This is a genomic window from Tumidithrix elongata BACA0141, assembly GCF_036349135.1.
GTDB classification, from domain to species: Bacteria; Cyanobacteriota; Cyanobacteriia; order Pseudanabaenales; family Pseudanabaenaceae; genus Tumidithrix; species Tumidithrix elongata.
Genome location: NZ_JAZBJZ010000039.1, coordinates 1 through 24,568, shown reverse-complemented (window position 1 = coordinate 24,568; position 24,568 = coordinate 1). Strand labels below are relative to the sequence as shown.

The window sequence follows — 24,568 nt, the reverse complement described above, 5'->3', positions numbered from 1 at the left end:
TCCCTACTACTGCTCAGACTGTGGAAAGAGATTCTATGCATTTGGGCGCAATCATGGGCTGAGAGTAAGCCGAATATTTCCTATCAATTTTTAAGTTATCCCAATTTCAATTGAACTTGCAACAAATAAAAATTTGAGAATGAAATAAGTTGCGTGCAAACTATAGACTTATCTCAGCCTCTGGCTAATTTTTAGGGTTAGCCTTTTTAATCTTGTAGGTTTTGACTTTAGCGTAGGGGTTGAGCGAAACCAAAACCACCGAAACTGGATAGTTTGAGGCTTCGACAGACTCATCTGAACTGTAAAGCAATAGACTGAGCCTGTCAAAAAATTAGGTTTAAACAGATTTTTGCAGCAGATCTACTTTGTCAGTTTTTTCCCAAGGTAAATCTAAATCAGTTCGTCCTAAGTGACCGTAGGCAGCAACATCTTGATAAAAACGCCCACCACGCTCGCCTGGCAATTTCTGTAGATTGAAGTTCTTAATAATCGCCGCAGGACGCAGATCGAAATGATCTTTAACCAGTCGCAGCAGAGTTTCATCGGAGACCTTACCTGTGCCAAACGTATCAATGTGCAAACTTGTGGGGCGTGCCACACCGATCGCATAACTAATTTGCAATTCGCACTTTGTGGCTAAACCAGCCGCCACAATGTTTTTAGCAGCATAGCGACAGGCATAGGCAGCACTGCGATCGACTTTGGTGGGGTCTTTGCCAGAAAATGCACCGCCACCATGCCGAGAGTAACCACCATAGGTATCGACAATAATTTTGCGTCCAGTCAGACCTGAGTCCCCTTGAGGCCCACCAACCACAAATTTGCCAGTTGGATTGACTAAAAATCGGGTGTCTTGATCGGGAAAAACTTTGGCTTCTGCAAACACAGGCAGGATCACTTTTTGCCAGAGATCGGCTTTGATTTGTGCCTGTACTTCCTTTTCGTCCGTCACGCCATCGATCGCTGCCGTATGCTGGGTCGAGACCAAAATTGTGTCAATGGCAACGGGTACACCATTTTCATAGACGATCGTGACTTGGGTCTTGCCATCGGGGCGCAGGTAGGGCAATGTGCCATCTTTACGAACAACCGCCAGTTGACGTGCGATGCGATGGGACAACGCGATCGGCATGGGCATCAGCTCGGGGGTTTCGTTACATGCAAAGCCAAACATTAGACCTTGGTCACCTGCACCGATCGCTTCTAGAGCCGCATCATCATCCAGCCCCTCACGTTTTTCCATGGCTTCATTAACCCCTTGGGCGATATCAGGGGACTGCTCGTCAATCGCAAGTAAAACCGTACAACTATTGGCTGAGAATCCATTTTCGGCATGGGTATAGCCAATTTCAGCAATCTTTTTACGTGCCAACTCCACAAAGTTCACATGGGCTTTACTGGTGATTTCACCCGTAATCAGAACCAAACCTGTGTTAACAACAACCTCAGCTGCCACACGCGATCGAGGATCGGCAGTTAGCAAGGCATCTAAAATAGTGTCTGAAATTTGGTCACAAATTTTATCAGGGTGACCTTCTGTTACAGACTCCGATGTAAACAAGAAGCGACCAGTCAAATGTTTTTCCTCCGAAGCAAGTGCACGAACTTTATTGCACCCATGCAACATAGCATAGGTGTTCTGAACACTTTAGCAAAATTACCTATGCACGCGTAGTAATGCTTTTTCACAGAGTTTATAAAAGTTTAATGCCTAAATCATGAATTTTTAGTCGCATTTTGCAAAGGAGAAGATGTCAAATCCCCCTTGAATATGTCATGCTAGTCAATGTAATTGTGAGCTTGTAACGCTGTCATTTTGAAATTACTGACCTCAAGTTACAACCAATGTCTCAATCTTTAGATACACCACCTACCACCGCTACAGAGAACGCCACAGCAAAACTGGTGTTAGTTCAGTCTGATAACCTCTGTCTAGCTTTTTCGGTGAACCGAGTGCAAGAAGTATTACTAAAAGCTTCTGTCACAAAGCAAAAAAACAATAGCATCACGCAATATAAAGACCTAATCGTGCCAGTTTTATTTGGTCATCATATTTGTCCTGAAATGCCTGAAGTGCCCATCATCCTATGTCAATCAGCCTTAATTAAGGGTGGTTTTTTGGCGATCGCTTGCTCGGTACTGCCTAAACTAACGGAGATAGCGCCTCAAGACTGGATTGAGGTTCCCGCTCTACCCGCACCCTGGCAATCTAACGGTAAAGGCTGTGAATTTGAGCAAATTACCTATACCTATACATCGGGAATCGGCAAAGGCTGAATGATTCCTTAGCTCTATTTCGTTTGTGTAACGCGCCAACTAAGTTTGAGATTAATCCAAAAATTCCAAATCGTCACCAGAGCGATCGCGAGCAGATTTGCCAAATATTGATTGATCTTGAGGTAGTTATAAAGAAAGTTCAAGATTACGACATTTAGAAATACGCCTAAAAGACAGACTAAGTTAAATTTGATAAAGCGCTTGAGGCGTTTACTCCAGCCAGTCTGATGGCTAGAAATATCTCGAAACGTCCAAAGGTCATTCCAGAGAAAGTTATTGAGAATCGCAAACTCAGCCGCAATCACTTTGCTACGCGTTAAGCCCCAATGCAATGTGGTTGGATCGCTGAGCAGATAAAAAATTGCCATATCGACAAACACACCGCTAAAACCCACCAAGCCAAACCGCAAAAAACGCTGGATGGGCAAGCCATATTTTTGTCTAAATCTTGTAACTCGCCCGCGCGATCGCAGCTTCAATAAATGCAAAATATATTCCACATATTGCTTCCAAGTGACTTTGCTCTCACCCGCTTGGCGTTCTTGAAACACATAGCCAACTTCGGCAATTTCGCCAACCTTACCGCGCCCTAACACCTCAATCAAAATCTTGTAACCAAAGGGATTCATCTCACAGCCTGCGATCGCACTGCGACGCACCATAAAGTAGCCACTCATGGGGTCAGAGACGCGCCCAATCACCCTCGGCAAAATAATTAACCCCAACAACTGCGCCCCACGCGAGAGCAGACGGCGCACAAAGCCCCAATCGCTGACACCACCGCCTTCTACATGCCGACTTGCCACTGCCAGATCTGCCCCTTGCTCGATCGCTTGTAATAACTTCTGCAAGATCTCAGGAGGATGTTGCAAATCGCCATCAATCACACCCAAGACATCCCCTCGCGCAATTTGCCAGCCCCGAATCACAGCGGTAGAAAGCCCTTTTTCCTGTTCGCGGCGCATTACCCGCAAATGCGGAAACTCAGAGATAAGCTCCTGGGCAATCTTCCAAGTGAGGTCGGGGCTATTGTCGTCTACCACGATCAGTTCGTAGGTATTGGGAATGAAGCGATCGAGTAAGTCCGTTAAAATCCTGACAATATTTTCAATATTCTTGCTTTCATTAAACGTAGGAATGACCAGTGAGAAATAGCAATGCTCCTGCACAGAATGGGCAGAAACCTCCTCAATGAGTAAAGCTCCAGATGGGACGGTCGCAAGAATAGCAGTCATGATCAACTTAGATTTTCTTAATATCTAACATCGTCTAGGGGCAATAAAGCCTTAACATTATGTAAAGGTACTCATGCAGAATGTGCGATCTCACCCTAAACCGAACAGGGAATTGCCAGTAACCCGCTCTGCTTCAGTTACCTTAAAAGCACTGGTATAACAGGAAAAATAAACGTTAATGAGCCGGCAAATTAAGCAAATCGCACCTCACGGCGGCACACTAGTCAATCGCATCGTATCAGATCGGCAACGGGAAGAATTTCTCAGCAAGGCCGATTTTTTACCCAAGGTAAGACTGTCTGAGCGATCGCTGTCAGATTTAGAACTAATTGCGATCGGTGGGTTTAGTCCCCTAACAGGTTTTATGGGCAAGGCAGACTATCAGTCGGTAGTCTTAAATATGCGCCTAGACAATGGGCTGCCTTGGTCAATTCCAATTACATTGCCCGTTACTGAAGCCGTTGCAGAGCCCTTGAATATTGGCACATTGGTAAGGCTAGACGACCCCAATGGCGAATTTATTGGCGTACTAGAGCTGAGTGAGAAGTACACCTACGACAAACTCAAAGAGGCTTTACATGTTTACCGTACCAACGAAGATCGCCATCCAGGGGTCAAGGTGGTCTACCAGCAGGGAAATGTTTATCTAGCTGGGGATGTATGGCTGTTAGAGCGTCGCCCTCACGGTCTTTTTCCTACCTACCAAATTGACCCAGCCGAGTCAAGAGAATTATTTTTGCAAAAGGGCTGGCGCACCGTGGTAGGTTTTCAGACCCGCAACCCCATCCACCGCGCCCATGAGTACATCCAAAAATGCGCCTTAGAAATTGTTGATGGTTTGTTCTTGCACCCTCTAGTCGGAGCTACCAAAAGCGATGATGTGCCTGCTGATGTGCGGATGCGATGCTACGAGATCATGCTCGAACATTACTATCCTCAAGATCGGGTAATTTTGGCGATTAATCCAGCTTCTATGCGCTATGCAGGCCCCCGCGAGGCAATTTTCCATGCATTGCTACGTAAAAACTATGGTTGTACTCACTTTATTGTGGGGCGCGATCATGCTGGCGTTGGTGATTACTACGGCACCTACGATGCCCAGTATATTTTTGAAGAATTTGAGGCGCACGAACTCGGCATTATTCCTTTGATGTTTGAGCACGCCTTTTTCTGTCTGCGCACAAAGACGATGGCGACGACCAAAACCAGCCCCAGTTTGCCAGAGGAACGCGTGCATCTCTCAGGCACAAAGGTTCGCGAAATGCTGCGACGTGGCGAAAGCCCTCCCCCTGAGTTTTCTCGCCCCGAGGTTGCCGCAGAACTAGCCAAGATCATGCATGCCATGGCGATCGAAGAAGCTAAAACTGAATTCCAGATTTAATGAATGGAAGTCGTTCTAGCTAATTTTGAACACCTTGAGGAAATATCGAAGTTATTCGATCACTATCGTATGTTCTACAACCAGTCATCAGATCTAGAATCTGCCAGAGCGTTTCTCAAAGATCGTTTGCAGAAAATGGATTCTACTGTGTTTGTGGCATACGATCGCGATCGTATGGCTGGGTTTACTCAGCTTTATCCAAGCTTTTCCTCGGTATCGATGAAACGTATTTGGATTTTGAACGATTTATTTGTGGAAGAAGCATATCGAAAGCAGGGAGTTGCGAAGTTACTGATGAGTGCAGCAGAGAATTTTGCAAGGGAAACAGGCGCAATTCGCATCATTCTATCCACTCAAGTTTCTAATCTTGCGGCGCAATCTCTCTACGAATCACTTGGATATATTCAAAGCAAGGACTTTTATCACTATGCGTATCAATTATTAAGAAAGTAGGATAGGCATTGCTGCTGCTATGATTGACAAGAAATTTGCTTGGAACCGATGGCAGCGCATTTTAATAGGGTTGGGAATTGGCTACAGTTTAGTTTGCCTTGCTCTCTTCACCCTGCAAGAGCGACTGATGTTTTTTCCTAGTCGTACGCTCGAACATACTCCTTCTTTGTATCAACTGGAATATCAAGACGTTTGGATCTCTATTTCGCAAGGAGAACGAACTGAAAAACTACATGGTTGGTGGATTCCTGCTCAACAGCCAAATGCGCCTGTCATACTGTATTTTCACCACAATGCAATCAATATTGGCGCGAACGTAAGTCAAGCACTTCAGTTCCACCAACTCGGATATTCAATCTTTTTATTTGACTATCGGGGGTTTGGTCAGAGTCAGGGGGCATTTCCCACAGAAGTTCAAGTATATGAGGATGCTCAAGCAGTTTGGAATTACCTGACCCAAGAGCGCAAAATCTTACCAAATCAGATTGTCATTTACGGTCACTCAATTGGAGGTGCGATCGCAATTGACTTGGCTGCCAGGCATCCAGAAGCCGCAGCATTAATTGTACAAAGCTCGTTTACCAGTATGCGAGATATGACAAAGCGCTTTGGTTTATATTGGTTACTTCCCGTTGAATTAATACTCAGACAACGATTTGAATCATTAGAGAAAATGAAATCTGTCAGAATGCCTGTCCTAATCGTTACTGGTACTGAGGATTTACAAATTCCAATTGAAATGGGAGAGCATTTATACAATGCTGCACCTAAATTTAAAAAATTGATCGTAGTTCAAGGTGGGGGACATGATAACCATCTTTCTGTGCAAGACAGGCAAAGTGTCAAACACTTTGTCCAACAAGCAATGTGGCAATATAGCAACCGCAAAAGTATTTGAGCTATAGATTCGGAAGAAGTCTGACGAAGAGATTGAATTTCAAATCTTACCCAATTGGGAGTTTGTTTATGAGCAAAGTTAATTACAACGCCATGTCTGATGCCGAGCTAAAACAATATTTCCTCAAACATCGCGGCGATCTCGCTGCATTTCAAGCACACTTAGACAGACTCAATCAGCGATCGCTTAGAATTATTACAAGTCCTAGCGATCCTAATTTTGATGAGAAAGTTCAAGCTGCAATTCGCCAAAAACTTGAAGCGGCAATAAATTGAAATCGTTCGGTTGGCTAACCAGTCAAATGTAGTAGAGACTCAATGGAAATTAGTCGCGAAAAGTTGAAACTTGAAACACATGAGAGAAGTTAGAGATTTTTGCAGATTGGTTTGACTTTGATGATGCTACATGGTTTGGCTATCACCACCACTTCGATTGCCATGGAAATGAGTGGTGGGTCAATCCAAAGTCTTGTTCGTTAGTCATTGCAGTTAAAAGCTCGCAAGAGCCCAGCTTTTAGTTTGAGATAGAGAATAATGGTGATCGCTAAGACTAATTCCGAAATCGTGGTTTCGCTTTAAAGTCCTGCTAAATATGGCTTGTGTCTGGGAAATCGGCAACGTGTTATATTGGTTTAGTAAGTAAAGCGAGGCATTGCAAGCAATGACTTTTTGTGATGTAGTTGAGGCGATCAAAACACTCTCTGCAGAGGAAAAGCACGAAATTCAATTGTTGTTGAAGCAATACCTCCGTGAAGAACGTCGAGATGAGATATATGAAAACTTCAGCGCAGCGAGAATCGCACATCAAAGAGATGAGCTAAAATTTTCCTCTAATATCCAAGAACTTAGGTTACAGCTAGAGGATTGATCGTGGAAGTCAGTTTTAGCCCCTCATTTAAACGTGCTTTCAAAAAACGCATCAAAGGTAGCCTAGATTTAGAGTCAAGATTTTGGCAGAAATTAGAGCAGTTTACCTTAGACCCATTCGATCCAAGTTTGAAAACGCACAAACTATCGGGCAAACTCAAGGAGTTTTGGAGTTTTAGTGTAGATTATGATGAGAGGGTTTTGTTTTACTTTACGGAAGATGAAAAGGCTGTGTTTGTAGATATTGGCAGCCATGACGAAGTGTATTAAGCTTTAGTGACTTCGTCATTACAATAAAGCTGTTCCATCCGACCGAATTTAGTTCCCACTGTGGATGTAAATCGCTGACAATCAATTATGATAGCCCCTCTACCCAAAATTCTTACGATCGCAGAATTCCTCAAACAATCATACATAGAGGAATCCCCAGCGTGGGAATATGCAGATGGGGTTGTGACTCAAAAGCCAATGCCCAAAACTCGACACGCTATTTTACAGAAACGATTATTGGCTGCGATCGATCGTCATAGCGAAACCTATACAGCTTTACCTGAACTGCGATGTACTTTTGCTGGCAGATCGGTTGTTCCTGATGTTGCAGTCATTGCTTGGGATCGAATTCAAGTCAATGAAGCAGGAGAGCCAGAGGATAATTTTCTTGAAGCACCCGACTGGTCAATCGAAATCCTTTCACCCGATCGAAAAGCAAGTCGTGTAATTGACAATCTCTTGCATTGTATTAAGCATGGTTGTCAATTGGGATGGATGATCGATCCAGATGATTATTCTGTTTTGATTTTTGCGCCACAACAAGAACCTAAGGTTTGTAGAGGAAATCATCAGCTTCAAATATTGGAGGGAATTACTTTAGAATTGACAGCCGAGCAAGTTTTTGAGTGGTTAAAAATAGCCAAACGATGAAAAATCTGATGGCGAAACCACTGAACAAATCATCAAATAAATAATAAATGATGCAATAAATGATGAATGTATAAGCAAGAATTTCAAGTTACTACAAACTATATCAACAATTTTTATGATGGCTCCATTCACGATCTAGTGTTTTTGGACTTGGAATGGTGTCGAGATTTCCGCAAAGAAGGGTTAGTGAATAACATGATCTTTGGCTATACCATCACGCGAATTTTAGAAGGTAGCAGCGAACAATATATAAAAATTCAGTTTATTGAATCGCGACAACAAGAGAAACAAATTCTAGAAGATATTCTTGCCGATATTCAGTTATTACAGAGAAAATATTTTGTAGGATATGGCATATCAACCAGCGATATTAGTTGCCTTAGAAAGAGAATATTTGATATGCGATTACCCCTACATGTAAGAGAAATTAAAATCCTCGATTTGCAAACAAAGAGTAGAAAAAAAGACCTGCATCAAGGGCTCAATAGTTTATTTGAACATTTAGGAATTCAAATTAATAAAAAGATTAAAGGGGAATATGTCTATCGCAATGGCATTAAGGTCTTGCGCAAAGAAATCGGTCACGAACAGGTCTTAAACAATATTTATGAGTATTGTTTAGAAGACGCAACCAATTACTTCAACATTGTCACAAACTGGCAAGATCGCTTTCCTTTAGTCCATCAAGCCAGCCATGTTACCTTACCACTCCGATATAGTAGTTAAGCATAATTGGTAGAAGCCGTTCTTAAAAATGCAGAAAGAGCGCGATCGCGGCAGTCAAAACTTTCATGACAACTTCCCAGCGAATATTCTCAAATCCTGAATAGTTGTTCGATCGGACAAGCCATCAACGGCACTCCTTCAAAAATTAGAATATCCACTCCTCGATTCCATTCCCACTAGTTCCACTGATACAACGAATATGTCAGATTCTGTAAATGATGCGCCAATACCGACAACACGCGATCGCTACATTGCCTTTATCGAGCAAACCATTACCGACATTAATACGGGCAAATTGCTGTCCAAGGAACATGTCTATCGCATTCTCAGCGATCGCCTAGAATCTGGAACAGGTGAAATCTTTGAGCGTGCGCTTGAAGAACAAACAAATGTGCTGCAGGCGCAGTTGGCTGCTCAAACTGATGAAGTCAAGCAAGCCAAGGTCAATCACAAACTTCGCGCTCTCAAAATCCTCAAAGATGCTTGGTCGCTGTGGCAAAAAAACTATCAAGTTCAAGATACCTGTGTCAGAGGTTTACAGACAATTCTTAAAGCAGAACCTCAAGAACGTCTATCTACGTTAATTCAAGTTCTCGACCCCAATCATACGCCAGTCTTTGAACGCCAACATCTTCAACTGCTGGCACAATTGTTGCAAAAATCAGCCGAAACCTTACCAGAACAGTCCGAAGCCTTTGAACTGCGACAGTTTGCCCAAGGTTTAACCCGTGGCTTGGCTGACTTCGATCGCTTAGAAGGTTCCCTCGTAACTTGGCTGTATGGCGCTCCCGCACAGGTTGGGTTTGAACCGACTAAAGTTGTTGGGCCTTGGCAGACTTGGTCGCAACAGGTTACGAGCCCTCTGCCTAGAGAACTCTTTGCGGGACAGGCGAACAACCAATCAGCGGCAGCGATCGCCCAAGCACAACCGAGTATCGATGTCAGTGCTTGGGTTGAACTTTTAATCCTCCTGCAATACTTACAAAATGGTTTGGTACGATGGTTCGATCGACAGCCCTATAACGCTCAGATCGGTCTACATATGGCGGGTGTAACCTTCGTTGCTTTTGCCATGATCTGGGGCGAACTCAATCAAGGCTTCCAACAGGCACAGCAGCTATCTACCCGCGATCGCCAAACCCTCTCCAAAATTTGTTTCCGAATTAGCCTACAGATTTTGCGAACCTTTGCCCAACGCGAAAATTTTCCGCTCTATGGTGGCGTGTTCGCTTCCTTTTCGGGCGAGAGCTTCCGAGAAACGATCAACTACCTCGATCGCCCTCTCAAAGAATCTGAGAACACGCAGGAAAAAGCAAGAATTCTTACTGTTTTAGGCTATTCGCAAGCTTGGATGGGCGATCGCGAACGAGCGATTTCGCTCCATCAAGAAGCAGTGAATCTAGCGCGTGAAGTCGGCGATCTTCGCTGTGAAATCGCTAACCTCAATCATCTCAGCCGAATCTGTCTGTATCAAAAAGATTTCAATATGAGTGAATCTCACGCGCAGAGAGCCGTGATTTTGGCGAGACAAACAGGCGATCGCCAAGGCGAAGCGAATGCTCTTGCCAACTTGGGCTATAGCGAAGTCACGCTCGCGCGGCAACAGGAATCCGTAACACCCGAAGACCTAGAAACCGCGATCGGTCATTTGGAGCGGGGACAAAAACTCTCTGAGAAGCTCAACGATCGGCAAAATCAGGCACTTTGTTGGGTTGGACTCGGCACTGCCTATGTTGCACTCCAGCAGCCAAGCCAAGCGCAGTTGGCTCTGGAGCAAGGATTGGCTTTAACCCTTCAGATCGGCGATCGCGATTTACAGGCACTCAGTCATGCCTACCTCGGCGAGGCACTCTATCAGCTCCATCAACTGGAGGACGCAGTTTATCACGCCTGTTTGGGAATGTATCTTTTAGAGCAGCGGCATAGTAAAGCATGGCAGCAATCTGCGGCTTTGATCGTGATTTTGCAAGGCAAACTGGGTGCAGAGAATTTCTTTAATCTCTTACAACAGATGCGATCGCCATTGATTGCCCAAATCGGGGTCGATGGTTTTGACCACCTGCCCAACTTAATTGCGCGCTATCGACAAGGTTAGTTGCCGATTTTGTGAGGTCTAACTTCTGAAGGTTCATTAAAATGCTAAAGAATTCCTCAGGGTGGCTGCGATCGCAACAGATGCCAGTTTATATTGCACCTCAGGCTTGGATCCTATATTGCTATATAGTAATATGATTAAACCAATTACCATTGATTCAAATTAGTCTTGAAGCGATCGAGTGTTATGTCCCAACTTTCTGTTTCTGCGCTTGCCCAAGTGGCTGAATATTTCAAAGTGCTGTCGGAACTCAGTCGGCTGCAAGTATTGTGCGCCATCAAATTTGGAACCAAAAATGTCTCTGAAATTATGGAGGCTACAGGACTCGGTCAAGCGAATGTTTCCAAGCATCTGAAAATTCTCGCCCAAGCGGGTATTGTAACGCGGCAACCTCGGGGAGTTAGCGTTTACTATGCCATTACCGACCCGTTGATCTTTGATTTGTGCGAACTTGTGTGTCAAAGCTTGGAAACTCGTTTGCAAGAACAATCTCAGCAACTTCAACAAATTCAGCAATTGGAAGTATTACGCCGATAAACTGAACGGACAGTCTATATCTTCCTAAGAAATTACCCTATACCAGTTTTGCTCTGTTGCAAATTTAAGAGAAATTGGTATGAACTGGCAGTTTTGAGTTTGATAATATTACTATATAGGAATATAATAATAAAGATAACGCAATCGTAAATATATGCGCTTGACACAACACAGAAGCATTAAAAAAGAGATTAGGACGATGAAAACAAATGTAGGCGTGAGCGATCGCCTGATCCGCTTACTACTATCTTCCATCTTTTTGTATTTAGGGCTTGTTCCCTTTAACAACTCAACGCTGGGAACTGGGTTCCTCATTTTTGGAGGCGTTGCCTTTTTAACAGGTCTAGTTGGGTTCTGCGGTCTGTATAGGCTATTGGGAATTCGCACCGATCGCCCCCAAAAGCAGATCCCCTGCCTAAGGTTAAATTAGTCTCAAAAATTTCTTTTTGCCAACCTGAAGCACCTTACCCGTCAGTTCGTCTGCCGTAGCAAAGGTTAAATCTTGCACTTTCTCGCCATCGATCCGCACTGCCCCATTATTGATCTGACTTTGGGCTTCGTTGTTGCTCTTGCATAACCCACTTGCCTTAAGTAGGTAGTAAAGCGGTGTCGGAAAAGCGATCGCAGAAAGCGCAAACTCAGGAATTTGTCCTAAATCAGAAGTGACGCCCGACAACACAATTTTTTCAGCATCTTGTTGGGCTTGGAGGGCAGCGTCCCCACCGTGATATTGCCCCACGATCGCTCTTGCCAGTTGTTTTTGCCTTTCTCTAGGATTTTCGGGTAACGCGGTAATGTCAATATCTGTAAGTAGCTCAAAATATTGATTTACCAGAGAATCGGGGACTTTCTCTAGTTTGGAGTACATCGAGAGCGGATCTTCGGTCAAGCCCACATAGTTGTCGAGCGACTTAGACATTTTTTGGACGCCATCTAAGCCCACGAGCAAGGGCAGCAACAGACCAAATTGCCCCACCTTATCCTTGCCCGTTTGATTGAGATGAATTTGCAGATCGCGCCCGACCAAAATATTAAATTTTTGATCTGTGCCGCCCAGCTCTACATCCGATTGAATGGCTACAGAGTCATAGCCCTGTAACAGCGGATAGAGAAATTCATGCAGATAGATCGGCGTACCTTTCTCATATCTGCCCGAAAATCCCTCTTTGGCTAACATTTGACCTACGGTCATGCTTGCCATTAAGCCGATAATTTCTTGGAGGTCTAACTTACCTAGCCATTCACTGTTGTGGCGCAACTCTAAGCGATCGCTGCGAAAGTCCAAAATCTTACGGGCTTGATCGAGATAGGTTTCGGCATTGTGCAGCACTTCCACCGCTGTCAGACGAGGACGTGCCTCAGATTTGCCTGTGGGATCGCCAATCTGTGCAGTAAAATCACCTATGATTAATACTGCTACATGACCTGCATCCTGAAACTGGCGCAACTTGCGAAGGGCTACCGTATGTCCGAGGTGTAAGTCTGGGCGAGTGGGATCGATGCCTAACTTGATCCGCAGGGGTCGGTTAGCTTCTGTTATCCTGTTGAGCAAGTTCTCAGAACTGCTGTCTGGAAAAATCTCAACTACGCCACGCGCTAGCAAAAAATTTGTATGAGACTGTGGCAAGTTTGGGGTGGTGTCGGTTAAACTTTCTGGCATTCCTACAACAAATAACAAACGTTGAAAAGGCAAACTACTGTGGCATCTAATAGTTTAAAGCAGTCTGGTTCTTTAGCAGGCAGCATTTTGAGAGGAACCCTCAAAGCTGTTGGCGGTACACTGCTTGCTGTGGTCATGATTGGCGGAGCCGGAGTCGCAGGTGGCTTGGTAGGCTTAGCACTCTCATTTCGCGATCTACCCGATGTTAGAGTTTTAAAAGGGTATGTTCCTGCTGAGACAACTTATATATACGACATCAACGGCGAACTAATCGCCCGACTGCACGGCGACATTAACCGCGAGGTCGTACCGCTCGATCGCATCTCTCCGCACCTCAAACGCGCTGTACTGGCGATCGAAGATGCCTACTTTTACACCCATAAAGGAGTCGATCCGAGTGGTGTTGCCCGAGCGATCGTGGTCAACTTTAATGCGGGTAGCACCCTAGAGGGTGGCTCTACCCTAACGCAGCAATTGGTGAAAAATTTATTCCTGTCCTCCGAAAAAAGCATCAACCGTAAGGTGGCTGAAGCTGTGTTAGCCATGCGCGTCGAGCAGGTTTTCACCAAAGATCAAATTTTAGAAATGTACCTCAACCAAGTATTTTGGGGACAAAACACGAATGGGGCTGAAACTGCGGCACAAAACTATTTTGGTAAATCCGCCGCCGACCTGACCCTCGCCGAAGCCGCAATGATGGCAGGGGTAATTCAAGCACCCTCGGCATTTAATCCTGTAGATGATTACAAAACTGCAAAACATCGACAGGCACTCGTACTAGATCGGATGCAGGAAATTGGTTGGGCAACTCCCGCCGAAGTCAAAGCCGCCAAGGCACAACCAATTAAATTAGGCAAAGGTATTTCCTACGAAGCCAGCCGCGTGCCCTATGTCACGCAAGCGGTGACCGTAGAGCTAGAAGAAAAATTTGGCAAAGATGTCGTGCTTAAAGGGGGACTGCGCGTACAGACCACCATTGACTTAAGGCTACAACGCATTGCTGAAGAGGTCGCCGAACAAGCGCATAAAGATCTGAACGATCGCGGTGCCTATGCCAATCAGTTAGCTTTGGTTGCCGTCGATCCCCGCACGGGCTTTGTCAAGGCTTTAGTAGGTGGAGTTGGACCTTTTGATAAAAACCAATACAATCGAGCGGTGCTAGCAAGACGACAACTTGGTTCGTCCTTTAAGCCTTTTGTCTACTATGCTGCCTTTGCCACAGGCGACTATGCACCTGACTCTAGCATTGAGGATACGCCGATGAGTATCCCCGATGGCGACGAAAATTATCAACCCCGTAACTATGACAACAAGTTTTCAGGTGTGATTACCATTCGTCAGGCAGTGGCGGTATCGCGCAACATTCCCGCAATCAGACTGGGCTTGCATGTTGGCATGGACAATGTGGTGGCGCTATGCCGCAAGTTGGGGATTACCAGTCCCATGTTGCCCGTAATTTCTTTGCCATTGGGGGCAGCCGATGTCACCCCCCTAGAAGTTGCAGGAGCCTATGCTGTATTTGCCAGCGGTGGTTATAAGTCGAAAACCACAATGATCGCCAGAGTTACCGATCGCAACGGCAACGTGATTTGGGATAACACACCCAAGCCCGAACTCATTCTCGATCCGATCGCTGTGTCAGAACTTACTGACGTTTTGAGAGGCGTGGTGACGAATGGTACGGGTACGGAAGCCCAATTGAGCGATGGTCGCCCCGTCGCAGGCAAAACGGGCACAACTTCTGATTTCCGCGATGCTTGGTTTGTGGGTTACGTACCGCAATTGGCAGTGGCAATCTGGATCGGTAATGATGACTATTCTGCAATGGCTCATGGTGTTACGGGCGGTGTCTACGTAGCACCGATTTGGCGACAATTTATGGAAAAAGCGATGGCTGGGGTTCCAATCGAGCAGTTCCCCGTACCGAGTGAAATTCCCGCTGACAGTAAAACGGATACGAAAACCGATCGCAAAAATGACGTGAAGCCAGATCGTAAAACAGATACGAAAACCGACGGGAAAAAGAACTAACAGAGAAGCTCAACGGCTTATCAAATTTCTAATTTCAGTAAACTAATTCAAAACCTAGTAAGTCATGCGATCGCCTTTCACCTCCCAGTTCGCGCTTATCCTCAAAGTAATGGTACTCTCGGCGATCGCCAGTGCTGCCGTTAAATTTGGGCTACCTCTACTTCCCGCTTTCTCATCGATCGCAGCCCACGATCTGCCAACATCCATGATGAATGGGATTGCGATCGCGGCAATTACGCTCCCCGTTGCTATTTATGCCTTGATTTTGTGGTTGCGGCGCTAAAGGTTCCACGCAAAAGGAGTCTCTGCAAAACCCAAGGATAGAAACAGTATGGAATCATTACATCAACTGGGTGACATTCTTCGGGAACAGTATCAAATCGTCGATCTATTGGGACAGGGTGGCATGGGAACCACCTATGCTGCCACGGATATTCTGAGCCAGCAAAAAATTGCGATCAAGGTTCTCTCCCTGCGCCAAATCTCTGACTGGAAAGTCATGGAGCTGTTTGAGCGAGAGGCAAAGGTGCTGGCAAATCTCGATCATCCTGCCATTCCTAAATATCTAGACTATTTTCAAATTGATACGGAAAGCGATCGCCGTTTTTATCTAGTACAGCAGTTAATTGAAGGGGACTCGCTAGCAGCACTCGTTCAAAAGGGCTGGCATGCCACCGAAGCAGAAGTCAAGCAAATTGCCGAACAGATTTTAGAAGTTCTCAGCTACTTGCATGGTCTTTTACCTCCAGTAATTCATCGCGATCTTAAGCCGCAAAATATTATTCGTCGGCCCGATGGGCAGGTGTTTCTGGTGGATTTTGGTGCAGTTCAAGATGTCTGGAATACAGCAACTCGCAGTGGAACCTTTGTTGGAACCTATGGGTATATGCCACCTGAGCAATTTCAAGGTCAGACCACCTGTGCCTCTGATCTGTACAGCCTAGGTGCAACCCTTGCTTTCTTGCTGACCCATCGATCGCCTGCCGAACTACCTCAAGTGCGCATGAAGATCGATTTTCGTTCCCAATTGCAATTATCACCTCAATTCGCCAATTGGCTCGATCGCCTGTTGGAACCAGTACTCGAAGATCGATGTCAGACCGCCCAAGTAGCCCTTGCTGCCTTGCGTAAAGAAGGTAACGTAGAATCATCCCAGCGATCGCCACTCAGCTCCATCGCTCCACAAAATCTTCTAGACGCAGCGATCGCGAAACCGCGTAAACCTCTAGACAGTCGCGTTGTCTTAGAGAAAAGCAGCGATCGCCTGACCATTGATATTCCACCTCAACTTAAGAGCGATACGCTTTGGGGAGCAGGTTTTTTTGGTGGCTTAGTTTACTTCGCTCTATTTACATGGATTTTACCTTGGTTTTCGACGGGCGAATGGTGGTTAAAGATTCTGCTTGGTGTTGTAACTTCACCCCTGTTTTTGATGGCGATTGTCGCTCCGATCATGTTGCTTTTCTCCATTTTTGGCAAGGTACATATCGCGATCGATCGGAATACATTCCACATCAAAAAATATTTTCTCGGCATCAAGTTTACCCAATCTCAAGGCTATGTGGCTGATATCACAGCGATTACAAACAAAACCCAAGAGTCCTCTGAAAATGGCAAAGCCACCAATTGTTCGATTTGGGAAGGAACCCAAGAACATCGCCTAGATTCCGAGTTACTCGATCAAAAGGAATTAGACTGGCTCGTTGCCGAGATATCTGAGTTTGTTCGGCAACAAAGATGACTGCGACGATTGCCCGAACACAGAGATGAATGCTATCTCACTTCGCGAAAACAGGCTTATCGTGGTTTGCATTTAATTCTTCTCTAATGAGCTGATTGCTCAAAGTCACCTCAAAATTTTGTAATCTGCCCTTTTGCATTTCCTCTTAAAATTGGGATTATTACTTTTTCAAAGATTCTTCGTGAAAAATTTTTTATTGCTTTGGTTTTGATAGTATTGCTTGCTTCCTGTACTTCAGTGAGCGATCGCCTACTTGGCAAGTGGAAGACAAAGGATGGAGCCATACAAATCAAGCCGACTTGCTGGAACCGAGAGGTTTGATCCCCCTGCCCTATCGGGCATCCCCCTTACAAAAGGGGACAAGTGAATTCTCCCCTCTATTTTCAAGGGGGGGTGGGGGGGATCCTTGGGATGTAAGCGTTTCAGGTTTTTCGGCCCCGAACTGCCGTTACGGTAGCTACAATCCATTCCCAATCAGGACGAAAGCAGACCAGTAATAGGGATGGTTGAAATTAATCTCTCCCTGCTTTACCGATCTGCGAATCATGCTGAGCTGTGCTTCTCTGAGCGAAGTGGACATGCTGGTATTTCCCTTTTGCAAATTGCCATACAGCGCTTCCATTAACAACTGCGTGCCACCATCAGATACCGTCCAGAGGGAGGCGATCGAAGCCTTTGCCCCCGCACGTTGCACCTGATAGCCAAACCCGAGGATTTCTGCACCATTGCCCAAACTGCCTACACCCGTCTCACAGGCACTGAGAACGACTAAATCGGCATCTTTGAGCTGCCATTCGTTAATCTCGGCTAGGGTGACTTTGCTGCCATCGCCAAACAACACGTAGGAATCTAACGGACTGCCCGATATAAACTTGGCATGGGTGGCGAAATGGACGATCGCATTCCCAGAAACTTTTGCTTTACTGGCTTGGGCTGTAAAGTCTTGATCGACAAGCTTTGTCGTATTTGGAAATGAAGTTTGAATATTTTCGACTTCGGGAATGGTTGCAGGCAATCCGTTCGCTCCAAATCGGTTTTCTCCTTTTTTACCACCAAATGCACCAGCAAAGATGCGAATGTTGGATTGAGGTTTGCTATCTGGATCGAAGAGACTGTAAGCAATTAGGTTATTAACGCGATATTTCTCTACCAACCATTGTTTACCATCGTAAAGTGCAGAAAGGGGAATGTAGCGCAAGATGCCGTCGGGTGCGTAGAGAATGGTGGTAGCGTTGGCTTGTTTGAGATCTGCTTCGATGGGTTTGATCAGAACGCCGTAGAGTTTCGGGCTAGAGTTTTTGATGTCTAGGGAAGTGTAGTCTCGCATGTCAGCGCGAACATCTGTAACGAGCTTTTCTAGATCGGCTTTTTTGATGGGGATGGTTCGGTTGATGGGGAGAGTATTGGCGGAGAAAAAGATCAGTTCCAAACGGTCATCGAGAATCAGGGGATAGAGTAGGACAGCTCCTTTGGGTAGCTTTTGCAGGTAGTCGGGAACCTTGTTGATTTCCGATTTTGGCAGTTGCTGGATCTGGCTGGCTAGTTGGCGGTTGAGTTCTGGGATTTTGTCATAGCTGAGAGCTGATAGCTGACCGCTGATAGCTCTCTCTGGCGCTAAAAGTTCGACTCCCTTTGCCGTGCGATCGTTACCTTTGACATTTTTGAGATAGTCTTCGAGTTCTTGGATTTTGAGCAAATCGAGGACTTGTAATGCTTCGGTAACTCGCCCTTGTTTGAGGAGGTGATTGGCAAGGTTTTTATAGCGATAAGAGACGGCATCTAAATAGGATTTTCGAATATCTTTATCGAGTTTGCGTATATCTTTGCGGATGGACTCAGTCACCTTGACGGATTGTTTGTAGTAGAGAATGGCGAGATCTGGTTGTTTCTGAGTTTCCAGCACAAATCCGATAATGTTGAGCGCTTCGCCTTCGCCCTCTCTGTCTTTGATTTCCCGTGAGATCGCTAACCATTGCAAGTCGTACTCGATTGCTTTGTCGTACTTGCCGAGGTAATAGTAAGAGTCTCCCAGATTTACCAGCGCATGACTTTCACCCAGTCTGTCTTTGATTTCCCGTGAGATCGCTAACCATTGCTCTTGGTACTCAATTGCTTTGTCGTACTTGCCGAGGGAATCGTAAGTAATTCCCAGATTTCTCAGTGCTGCGCCCTCGCCCAGTCTGTCTTTAATTTCCCGCGCGATTAATAAGCTTTGCAAGTAGTACTCGATCGCTTTGTTGTACTTGCTAAGTTCGCGGTAATTGATTCCCAGACTTACCAGAGCATAGCCTTCACCATGTCTGTCTTTGATTTCCCGTGAGATCGCTAACCATTGCAAGTCGTACTGGATCGCTTTGTCGTATTTGCCGAGGTAATAGTAAGCTTTTCCCAGATTTCCCAGCGTTTCGCCTTCGCCCAGTCTGTCTTTGATTTCCCGCACGATTGCCAATCTTTGCTCTTGGTACTCAATTGCTTTGTCGTACTTGCTGAGGGAATCGTAAGTAATTCCAAGATTTCCCAGCGCTGCGCCCTCGCCCAGTCTGTCTTTAATTTCCCGCGCGATTAATAAGCTTTGCTCTTGGTACTCAATTGCTTTGTCATACATAGCGAGAGCATTGTAAGCGATTCCCAGGTTTCCCAGCGCATGTCCCTCCCCTTGACGGTTGCCGATCACTCGGTAAATTTGTAATGCTTGTTGAGATGACTGTAATGCTGCCTCAAACTGGCTAGTTCGATATTGCTGAATCCCCTGCTGTAACAGCCGATCTGCTTCCGCTTTGCGATCTTGTGCCGTCTGGGCAGAAGCAGGCTCTAGAGGATAGAGGGTAGAGACTTGGCAGAAGGAGAGGGATAACGCGATCGCATTAACACCAATTAATTTCAGACGAGAGCGCATCGCACGATCCTCCTAGAGCAATATGTCTCACATCTCAAAATCTATCACGCTTACGCCCTCAATAGAACACAATTTTTCGCTTAAGTTTTAGATGGCGACAGGTGTGGGTCTGTAGTCCCAAAGCACAACACACCACTCAAATTTGATTTATAGAATTTCACAACACACCCGACTCAAGTTGCTCTAAATAAACGAATTCAGGAGCCTTCACACCAGCCTCTGCTCTGATTTTAACCAGTTCGGGCGACTCAAAAAATGCCTTTGCTGCCGCAATGGATGTCCATTCCGAGAAATGGACAATTTTATTGGGTTCGTTCTCATATTTCAAAACCTGATAAGAACGCTCGCCAGCCTGCTTTCTGATGCCTGAAGCCGCATCAAAGATTTTCTTCCAAGCTGCATAATTCTCAACCTCATGAATAATCAACACGTACTGCATAACGACTTCTCAATATCTAAACAACTCAATCAACACTGCGACAGATTTGGGATTTGGAACCTCCCGTAACATCTGTTTGGAAAAAGAAAACCTGAAACGCTATACATCCCAAGGATCCCCCCCAGCCCCCCTTGCAAAAAGGGGGAGAACACATTTCCCTTTGGCAGTCCTATCGGGTAGGGGGAGCGAATCGATGGAAGACAATTCAAGATTTGGTATCTTCCTGCCCTTGATTGAAGCCAACAACGCGATGGATTTCGGTTTCTTTCTGTCGTCCTTTGAGCGCGTAGTTACAGACAAACTCGGTTTTAAATTTGTTGTCAAGGCGTTTGTGCGTATCTTCGCTGATCAGAATGTGGTACTCGCCGCCATCAACTTCTTTGTTAAAACTTTCCAAGCGCGAGGCAACATTCACCGTATCTCCCAGAACCGAATACTCTAAACGCTCTGCACTACCCAAGCTCCCTGCAATCACAATACCTGAGTTAATGCCAATCCCCGTCACCACTGGAGGGATACCCTGTTCAACCCAGTCATTACTCATTTTGATTACTTTTTGGGCGATCGCGATCGCCGCCGCCACCGCATTTTGAGCATCGCGATCGCGTTCTACTTCACTGCCATGGGGAATGGGCACACCAAACACAGCCATCACAGCATCGCCAATATATTTATCCACCATACCGCCATGGGCTAGAACTTCGTTGGCGATCGCACCGAGATATTCATTCAGCCAGTCGAGGGTTTCCCCCGGTTTTTGTGCCTCTGCGGCACTGCTAAAGTTCCGCATATCCGTAAAGAGAACGGTCACATAGACTTCCTGACCTGTAATCCGTCCTTCTTGCAGAAACTTTTCGCGATTTTCCCAAATGATATTTACGAGTTCCTTAGAGACATGGCGCGAGAAAATCCCCATTAAAACTTTGCGTTCCGATTGCTGAATCGCAAGCTGATAGGCAATTACCAAGATATTTGCAGTTAGTAAACCCAAGAACGCAGGAAAGAAGGGTAACCACAATGCTTGTAAAAATGCCCAGTAGACTGCTCCTGATAGTCCTGCCGCCATGACTATCAGTACAGTTAAATTTTTACCCACATTTAACACATAGGTGGCGAGCGTACCGCCCACAAGCGTCCAGAACACAATCCACAGCGATTCGGCATCATTGGGCAAGGCGCGCAAAAACGGTCTACCATCGAGAGCTGCACTGAGGAGTTGACTGACGATATTGGCGTGGACTTCCACCCCATACATCAGTTCTTCTTTACCCGTGCTAAAGGGAGTAGGAAAGCTATCTTTTTGCGCGATCGATGTAATTCCCACTAAGATCACGCGATCGCGTAGGCGATCGGGGTTGACCTTACCATCTAAAACATCTACAGCGGAGATGTGCTCGAACGATCTTTCTTTGCCTCTGAAATTGATTAGGGTTTCATAACCGCCACTGCCTTCATGACGATAGCCGCCATAGTTGTCCGTGATGCGGGGAATAACTTGATTGCCAGCCGAAAACTGTTTTTTACTGGGATCGAACTTGATCTGTTTATCGGGAGTTTTTTCTAGAAAAATACTCGCAAGTTCGAGGGCGAGAGAACCATAATCACCCGCAATCTGGGCTCGACGCACGATGGATCCCTCATCCGTAGGAATATTGGCAAACCCTGCCCCACTGACCTTGGCTAAATCTTCGGGTAGATTAACTCCCCTAGCCCCCTCCTTAACTGACACATAGGTGACATTGACGACATTACCTGCGGATTTCATCGCGGCGATCAGGCTTTGCCGACCCTTCTCTCTCGTACTGGCATCCCCTACGGGAATATCAAAGTATTTATCAATGCCGATCGCTGCGGGTTTTGCTGCCGCAATTCTGGAAATTAGATCGGCAAACATTTGATCTGACCATGGCCAAGCCCCTTTACGTTGGATATCATCTTCGCTAATTTCCACGATCGCGACCCGTTTATCGGGTGGTTCGGGCGATCGCGATCGCAGCAGATAGTCGTAGGTTTTTAGCTCGATCTGCTCAAAACTGCCGATGCCTCGCAGCCCCACCACACCCAAAGCCACTGAAAATGTAATTAGAGTACCGACCAGATGTTGATGGTGCCGCTTGCAGAAACTACCTAAACCGCGCAGATGTTTATGTATTTTCATAGTGCAAGAGAAGTATTTGAACTCGATTGTATGGAATGCCTCTAAGAGTTACGCTGACATATAAGCGATCGCTAGGACAACGGCTAAATAGCGCAAACCTCGGGAGCCCCCCAAAAAAACAAAGCACAAAACAAAAGAGAGCCATTAGCATATTTGCCCTTGACCCTCTTAATTCAATATGAATTCAATATGAAATTCAAAACAATAGGCTGTTTTCAGAATTCAAGCGAAATCTTACTGCCATTTCTTAGCAACGAGTTCTGCTAAATCGACAACCCGTTGGCTATAACCCCACTCGTTGTCATACCAAGCGATAACCTTAACCAAGTTGCCGCCCATGACCATCGTTAAAGGAGCGTCCACAATAGAAGAGGCGTCAGTACCGCGATAGTCAACCGATACTAAGGGCAAGTCGTTATAGTCAAGAATGCCTTTTAAAGTACCCTCAGATGCTGTTTTGAGTGCTTCGTTGACTTCTTGAGCGATCGTTGGTTTTGCCGATTCGAACACAAAGTCCACAACTGAAACGTTGGGTGTAGGGACGCGTAGTGCAATCCCGTTTAACTTGCCAGCAAGATCGGGCAAAACCAGAGCTACCGCTTTTGCAGCACCTGTGGAGGTTGGCACAATATTGAGGGCAGCAGCTCTAGCACGGCGCAGATCGCGGTGACTCGCATCAAGGAGACGTTGGTCGCCTGTATAACTGTGCGTCGTAGTCATTACACCCTTGACGATGCCAAAAGATTCGTGCAGAACTTTTGCAACAGGGGCTAGGCAGTTGGTCGTACAACTGGCATTACTAATGATGTGGTGTTTGTTATGTTCGTATTGTTCGTGGTTGACACCCATGACGAACGTACCATCTTCATTTTTGCCAGGAGCCGTAATTAAAACTTTCTTAGCACCTGCTTTCACATGCTTAGAAGCACCGACGTGATCGATAAATACACCCGTTGCTTCGATAATTAGATCGATGCCCCAGTCCTTCCAAGGAAGGTTTTCTGGATTGCGATCTGAAACAGTCTTAATTTTGTGGCCATTGACTGTGATTGAGTCGTCATCAGCACTGATGTCAGCATCAAATCGGCCCAGCATGGAGTCATATCTTAGCAAGTGGGCGTTGGTACGAGGATCTGAGGTGTCATTGATACCAACGACTTCTAGACCAGTTTCCTTGCGTCCTGCCCAACATCTCAAGAAGTTGCGCCCAATCCGTCCAAATCCATTAATCGCTACCCTAATAGTCACAGCCTATTTGCCCTTTATTAAAATTTTCTAAATTGCTTACTGAAGCTTATGATACCGAAAAATACGCACTAATTTATCGTCTGTTTGTGATGGATTTTCTGAAAGTTAACTATCAAGATGCTCAAGCTTCTACCCTGTTTACTGAGACTTTACATCAGTCAGGGTTTGCTGTGTTGACCAACCATTCGATCGCTGCCGATACGATCTTTGAAACCTATCAAGAATGGGCGCATTTTTTTAATACACCTGATAAACACCTCTATACATTCGAGCCGAATGTGCAGTCTGGCTATTTCCCCTTTCGCTCAGAACAAGCCAAAGGATGCGATCGCCCCGATCTCAAAGAGTTTTACCACCTTTATGGCTGGAGTCAGTTGCCCGAAGGCATGAGCGATCGCACCTGGCAGTTATTTCACTTGCTGGTTGAGCTAGCCACAGAGTTATTAGGCTGGATTGAAGCCGCTTCACCACCGATTTTGCAAGGTTCTGAGCAAGTTGTTCCCCTTCACCAAATGATTGCCGACAGTCAAGCAACCGTTTTGCGGATTTTGCACTATCCCCCTTTAACGTTTGCTCCAGAAGGCTCTGTGCGGGCGGCTGCCCATGAAGATATCAATCTAATTACTTTATTGCCTGCGGCGACGGCTACAGGTCTAGAAATCTGCGATCGGCAGGGAAACTGGCAGGCAGTCCCTTGCCATGCAGGCGATCTGATTGTGAATATTGGCGATATGTTGCAACTAGCCAGTCAGGGCTACTATCCTTCAACCACCCACCGTGTCGTCAATCCTGTAGGAGAGGCAGCCTTAAAATCTCGATACTCAATGCCTTTGTTTTTGCATCCACGTTCTGATGTCATATTATCTAAAGGGATTACTGCCAAAGATTACCTACAACAACGGCTTAGAGAAATAGGGTTACTTTAGACATGAGATGGTGTAACAGGTGTTTAATAAGTAGGTAGGCATGGAAATGCCAATATATGTAAATATAGATTAAGCAATAA

The 24,568-nt window shown here is 45.7% G+C and carries 23 protein-coding genes; 16 read left to right on the top strand and 7 right to left on the bottom strand.

Annotated features, from left to right (window positions below; translation table 11 throughout):
• Positions 1-337: 337 nt before the first annotated feature.
• Positions 338-1,576, bottom strand: coding sequence for a methionine adenosyltransferase (metK, locus tag V2H45_RS11370; RefSeq protein ID WP_330483767.1), 1,239 nt, complete (start codon positions 1,574-1,576; stop codon positions 338-340).
• A 269-nt stretch (positions 1,577-1,845) separates the two neighbouring features.
• Between metK and V2H45_RS11365 the strand changes: the two genes are divergently transcribed.
• Entirely contained in the window at positions 1,846-2,277 is a 432-nt protein-coding gene (locus V2H45_RS11365) for a hypothetical protein (protein ID WP_330483766.1), read from the top strand.
• A 14-nt stretch (positions 2,278-2,291) separates the two neighbouring features.
• On the opposite strand, the gene V2H45_RS11360 is transcribed toward V2H45_RS11365, so the two are convergent.
• Entirely contained in the window at positions 2,292-3,512 is a 1,221-nt protein-coding gene (locus V2H45_RS11360; protein ID WP_330483765.1) for a glycosyltransferase, read from the bottom strand.
• Between the two features lie 178 nt (positions 3,513-3,690).
• Between V2H45_RS11360 and sat the strand changes: the two genes are divergently transcribed.
• From sat to V2H45_RS11310, 11 genes are all read left to right on the top strand, one after another.
• The gene (gene sat, locus V2H45_RS11355; RefSeq protein WP_330483764.1) at positions 3,691-4,893 is read left to right on the top strand and encodes a sulfate adenylyltransferase; all 1,203 of its coding nucleotides are present in this window, start codon (positions 3,691-3,693) and stop codon (positions 4,891-4,893) included.
• Positions 4,894-4,896: 3 nt separating this feature from the next.
• Complete coding sequence (locus V2H45_RS11350) at positions 4,897-5,346, top strand: GNAT family N-acetyltransferase (RefSeq protein WP_330483763.1); 450 nt, start codon at positions 4,897-4,899, stop codon at positions 5,344-5,346.
• Between the two features lie 19 nt (positions 5,347-5,365).
• Positions 5,366-6,244: an alpha/beta hydrolase gene (locus V2H45_RS11345; protein ID WP_330483762.1), complete on the top strand. Its 879-nt coding sequence runs from the start codon at positions 5,366-5,368 to the stop codon at positions 6,242-6,244.
• A gap of 68 nt (positions 6,245-6,312) precedes the next feature.
• The gene (locus V2H45_RS11340; RefSeq protein ID WP_330483761.1) at positions 6,313-6,519 is read left to right on the top strand and encodes a DUF6887 family protein; all 207 of its coding nucleotides are present in this window, start codon (positions 6,313-6,315) and stop codon (positions 6,517-6,519) included.
• Positions 6,520-6,904: 385 nt separating this feature from the next.
• Positions 6,905-7,111 (top strand): hypothetical protein, encoded by a 207-nt coding sequence (locus V2H45_RS25610; RefSeq protein ID WP_408648770.1) that lies wholly within the window; start codon positions 6,905-6,907, stop codon positions 7,109-7,111.
• Positions 7,112-7,113: 2 nt separating this feature from the next.
• Positions 7,114-7,380 carry a type II toxin-antitoxin system RelE/ParE family toxin gene (locus V2H45_RS11335; RefSeq protein ID WP_330483760.1) on the top strand — a complete coding sequence of 89 codons (267 nt, stop codon included), beginning with the start codon at positions 7,114-7,116 and terminating at the stop codon, positions 7,378-7,380.
• Between the two features lie 87 nt (positions 7,381-7,467).
• A complete protein-coding gene (locus tag V2H45_RS11330) occupies positions 7,468-8,031 on the top strand; it encodes a Uma2 family endonuclease (protein ID WP_330483759.1) in 564 nt (187 codons plus the stop codon).
• Positions 8,032-8,097: 66 nt separating this feature from the next.
• The gene (locus V2H45_RS11325; protein ID WP_330483758.1) at positions 8,098-8,757 is read left to right on the top strand and encodes a ribonuclease H-like domain-containing protein; all 660 of its coding nucleotides are present in this window, start codon (positions 8,098-8,100) and stop codon (positions 8,755-8,757) included.
• Between the two features lie 199 nt (positions 8,758-8,956).
• Entirely contained in the window at positions 8,957-10,852 is a 1,896-nt protein-coding gene (locus V2H45_RS11320; RefSeq protein WP_330483757.1) for a tetratricopeptide repeat protein, read from the top strand.
• A 186-nt stretch (positions 10,853-11,038) separates the two neighbouring features.
• Positions 11,039-11,389, top strand: coding sequence for an ArsR/SmtB family transcription factor (locus V2H45_RS11315; RefSeq protein WP_330483756.1), 351 nt, complete (start codon positions 11,039-11,041; stop codon positions 11,387-11,389).
• 199 nt (positions 11,390-11,588) lie between these two features.
• Entirely contained in the window at positions 11,589-11,819 is a 231-nt protein-coding gene (locus tag V2H45_RS11310; RefSeq protein WP_330483755.1) for a YgaP family membrane protein, read from the top strand.
• Here the strand turns inward: V2H45_RS11310 and tyrS are convergent.
• Entirely contained in the window at positions 11,811-13,049 is a 1,239-nt protein-coding gene (tyrS, locus tag V2H45_RS11305) for a tyrosine--tRNA ligase (RefSeq protein WP_330483754.1), read from the bottom strand. The genes V2H45_RS11310 and tyrS overlap by 9 nt on opposite strands.
• A gap of 39 nt (positions 13,050-13,088) precedes the next feature.
• Between tyrS and V2H45_RS11300 the strand changes: the two genes are divergently transcribed.
• The 3 genes from V2H45_RS11300 (at position 13,089) to V2H45_RS11290 (ending at position 16,821) form a co-directional block, all read left to right on the top strand.
• Positions 13,089-15,080: a transglycosylase domain-containing protein gene (locus tag V2H45_RS11300; protein WP_330483753.1), complete on the top strand. Its 1,992-nt coding sequence runs from the start codon at positions 13,089-13,091 to the stop codon at positions 15,078-15,080.
• Between the two features lie 64 nt (positions 15,081-15,144).
• On the top strand, positions 15,145-15,363 hold the full coding sequence (locus V2H45_RS11295; protein ID WP_330483752.1) for a hypothetical protein: 219 nt from the start codon (positions 15,145-15,147) through the stop codon (positions 15,361-15,363).
• A 48-nt stretch (positions 15,364-15,411) separates the two neighbouring features.
• The gene (locus tag V2H45_RS11290; RefSeq protein ID WP_330483751.1) at positions 15,412-16,821 is read left to right on the top strand and encodes a serine/threonine protein kinase; all 1,410 of its coding nucleotides are present in this window, start codon (positions 15,412-15,414) and stop codon (positions 16,819-16,821) included.
• Positions 16,822-17,278: 457 nt separating this feature from the next.
• Here the strand turns inward: V2H45_RS11290 and V2H45_RS11285 are convergent, their stop codons facing one another.
• From V2H45_RS11285 to V2H45_RS11270, 4 genes are all read right to left on the bottom strand, one after another.
• On the bottom strand, positions 17,279-19,717 hold the full coding sequence (locus V2H45_RS11285; protein WP_330483750.1) for a CHAT domain-containing protein: 2,439 nt from the start codon (positions 19,715-19,717) through the stop codon (positions 17,279-17,281).
• A 157-nt stretch (positions 19,718-19,874) separates the two neighbouring features.
• Entirely contained in the window at positions 19,875-20,156 is a 282-nt protein-coding gene (locus tag V2H45_RS11280) for an antibiotic biosynthesis monooxygenase (RefSeq protein ID WP_330483749.1), read from the bottom strand.
• 205 nt (positions 20,157-20,361) lie between these two features.
• The gene (locus V2H45_RS11275; RefSeq protein ID WP_330483748.1) at positions 20,362-22,314 is read right to left on the bottom strand and encodes a CHASE2 domain-containing protein; all 1,953 of its coding nucleotides are present in this window, start codon (positions 22,312-22,314) and stop codon (positions 20,362-20,364) included.
• 234 nt (positions 22,315-22,548) lie between these two features.
• On the bottom strand, positions 22,549-23,562 hold the full coding sequence (locus V2H45_RS11270) for a type I glyceraldehyde-3-phosphate dehydrogenase (RefSeq protein ID WP_330483747.1): 1,014 nt from the start codon (positions 23,560-23,562) through the stop codon (positions 22,549-22,551).
• Between the two features lie 89 nt (positions 23,563-23,651).
• On the opposite strand from V2H45_RS11270, the gene V2H45_RS11265 reads away from it, so the two are divergent.
• The gene (locus tag V2H45_RS11265) at positions 23,652-24,488 is read left to right on the top strand and encodes an isopenicillin N synthase family dioxygenase (protein WP_330483746.1); all 837 of its coding nucleotides are present in this window, start codon (positions 23,652-23,654) and stop codon (positions 24,486-24,488) included.
• Positions 24,489-24,568: the final 80 nt, after the last annotated feature.

Excerpts from the sequence above, each read along its gene's own strand:
- V2H45_RS11350 (WP_330483763.1), top strand. The coding sequence starts at position 4,897 with ATGGAAGTCGTTCTAGCTAATTTTGAACACCTTGAGGAAATATCGAAG.
- V2H45_RS11280 (WP_330483749.1), bottom strand. The coding sequence starts at position 20,156 with ATGCAGTACGTGTTGATTATTCATGAGGTTGAGAATTATGCAGCTTGG.
- sat (WP_330483764.1), top strand. The coding sequence starts at position 3,691 with ATGAGCCGGCAAATTAAGCAAATCGCACCTCACGGCGGCACACTAGTC.
- V2H45_RS11325 (WP_330483758.1), top strand. The coding sequence starts at position 8,098 with ATGTATAAGCAAGAATTTCAAGTTACTACAAACTATATCAACAATTTT.
- V2H45_RS25610 (WP_408648770.1), top strand. The coding sequence starts at position 6,905 with ATGACTTTTTGTGATGTAGTTGAGGCGATCAAAACACTCTCTGCAGAG.
- V2H45_RS11275 (WP_330483748.1), bottom strand. The coding sequence starts at position 22,314 with ATGAAAATACATAAACATCTGCGCGGTTTAGGTAGTTTCTGCAAGCGG.
- V2H45_RS11295 (WP_330483752.1), top strand. The coding sequence starts at position 15,145 with ATGCGATCGCCTTTCACCTCCCAGTTCGCGCTTATCCTCAAAGTAATG.
- tyrS (WP_330483754.1), bottom strand. The coding sequence starts at position 13,049 with ATGCCAGAAAGTTTAACCGACACCACCCCAAACTTGCCACAGTCTCAT.
- V2H45_RS11345 (WP_330483762.1), top strand. The coding sequence starts at position 5,366 with ATGATTGACAAGAAATTTGCTTGGAACCGATGGCAGCGCATTTTAATA.
- V2H45_RS11310 (WP_330483755.1), top strand. The coding sequence starts at position 11,589 with ATGAAAACAAATGTAGGCGTGAGCGATCGCCTGATCCGCTTACTACTA.
- V2H45_RS11285 (WP_330483750.1), bottom strand. The coding sequence starts at position 19,717 with ATGCGCTCTCGTCTGAAATTAATTGGTGTTAATGCGATCGCGTTATCC.
- V2H45_RS11265 (WP_330483746.1), top strand. The coding sequence starts at position 23,652 with ATGGATTTTCTGAAAGTTAACTATCAAGATGCTCAAGCTTCTACCCTG.
- V2H45_RS11365 (WP_330483766.1), top strand. The coding sequence starts at position 1,846 with ATGTCTCAATCTTTAGATACACCACCTACCACCGCTACAGAGAACGCC.
- V2H45_RS11315 (WP_330483756.1), top strand. The coding sequence starts at position 11,039 with ATGTCCCAACTTTCTGTTTCTGCGCTTGCCCAAGTGGCTGAATATTTC.
- V2H45_RS11330 (WP_330483759.1), top strand. The coding sequence starts at position 7,468 with ATGATAGCCCCTCTACCCAAAATTCTTACGATCGCAGAATTCCTCAAA.
- V2H45_RS11320 (WP_330483757.1), top strand. The coding sequence starts at position 8,957 with ATGTCAGATTCTGTAAATGATGCGCCAATACCGACAACACGCGATCGC.
- V2H45_RS11360 (WP_330483765.1), bottom strand. The coding sequence starts at position 3,512 with ATGACTGCTATTCTTGCGACCGTCCCATCTGGAGCTTTACTCATTGAG.
- V2H45_RS11290 (WP_330483751.1), top strand. The coding sequence starts at position 15,412 with ATGGAATCATTACATCAACTGGGTGACATTCTTCGGGAACAGTATCAA.
- V2H45_RS11340 (WP_330483761.1), top strand. The coding sequence starts at position 6,313 with ATGAGCAAAGTTAATTACAACGCCATGTCTGATGCCGAGCTAAAACAA.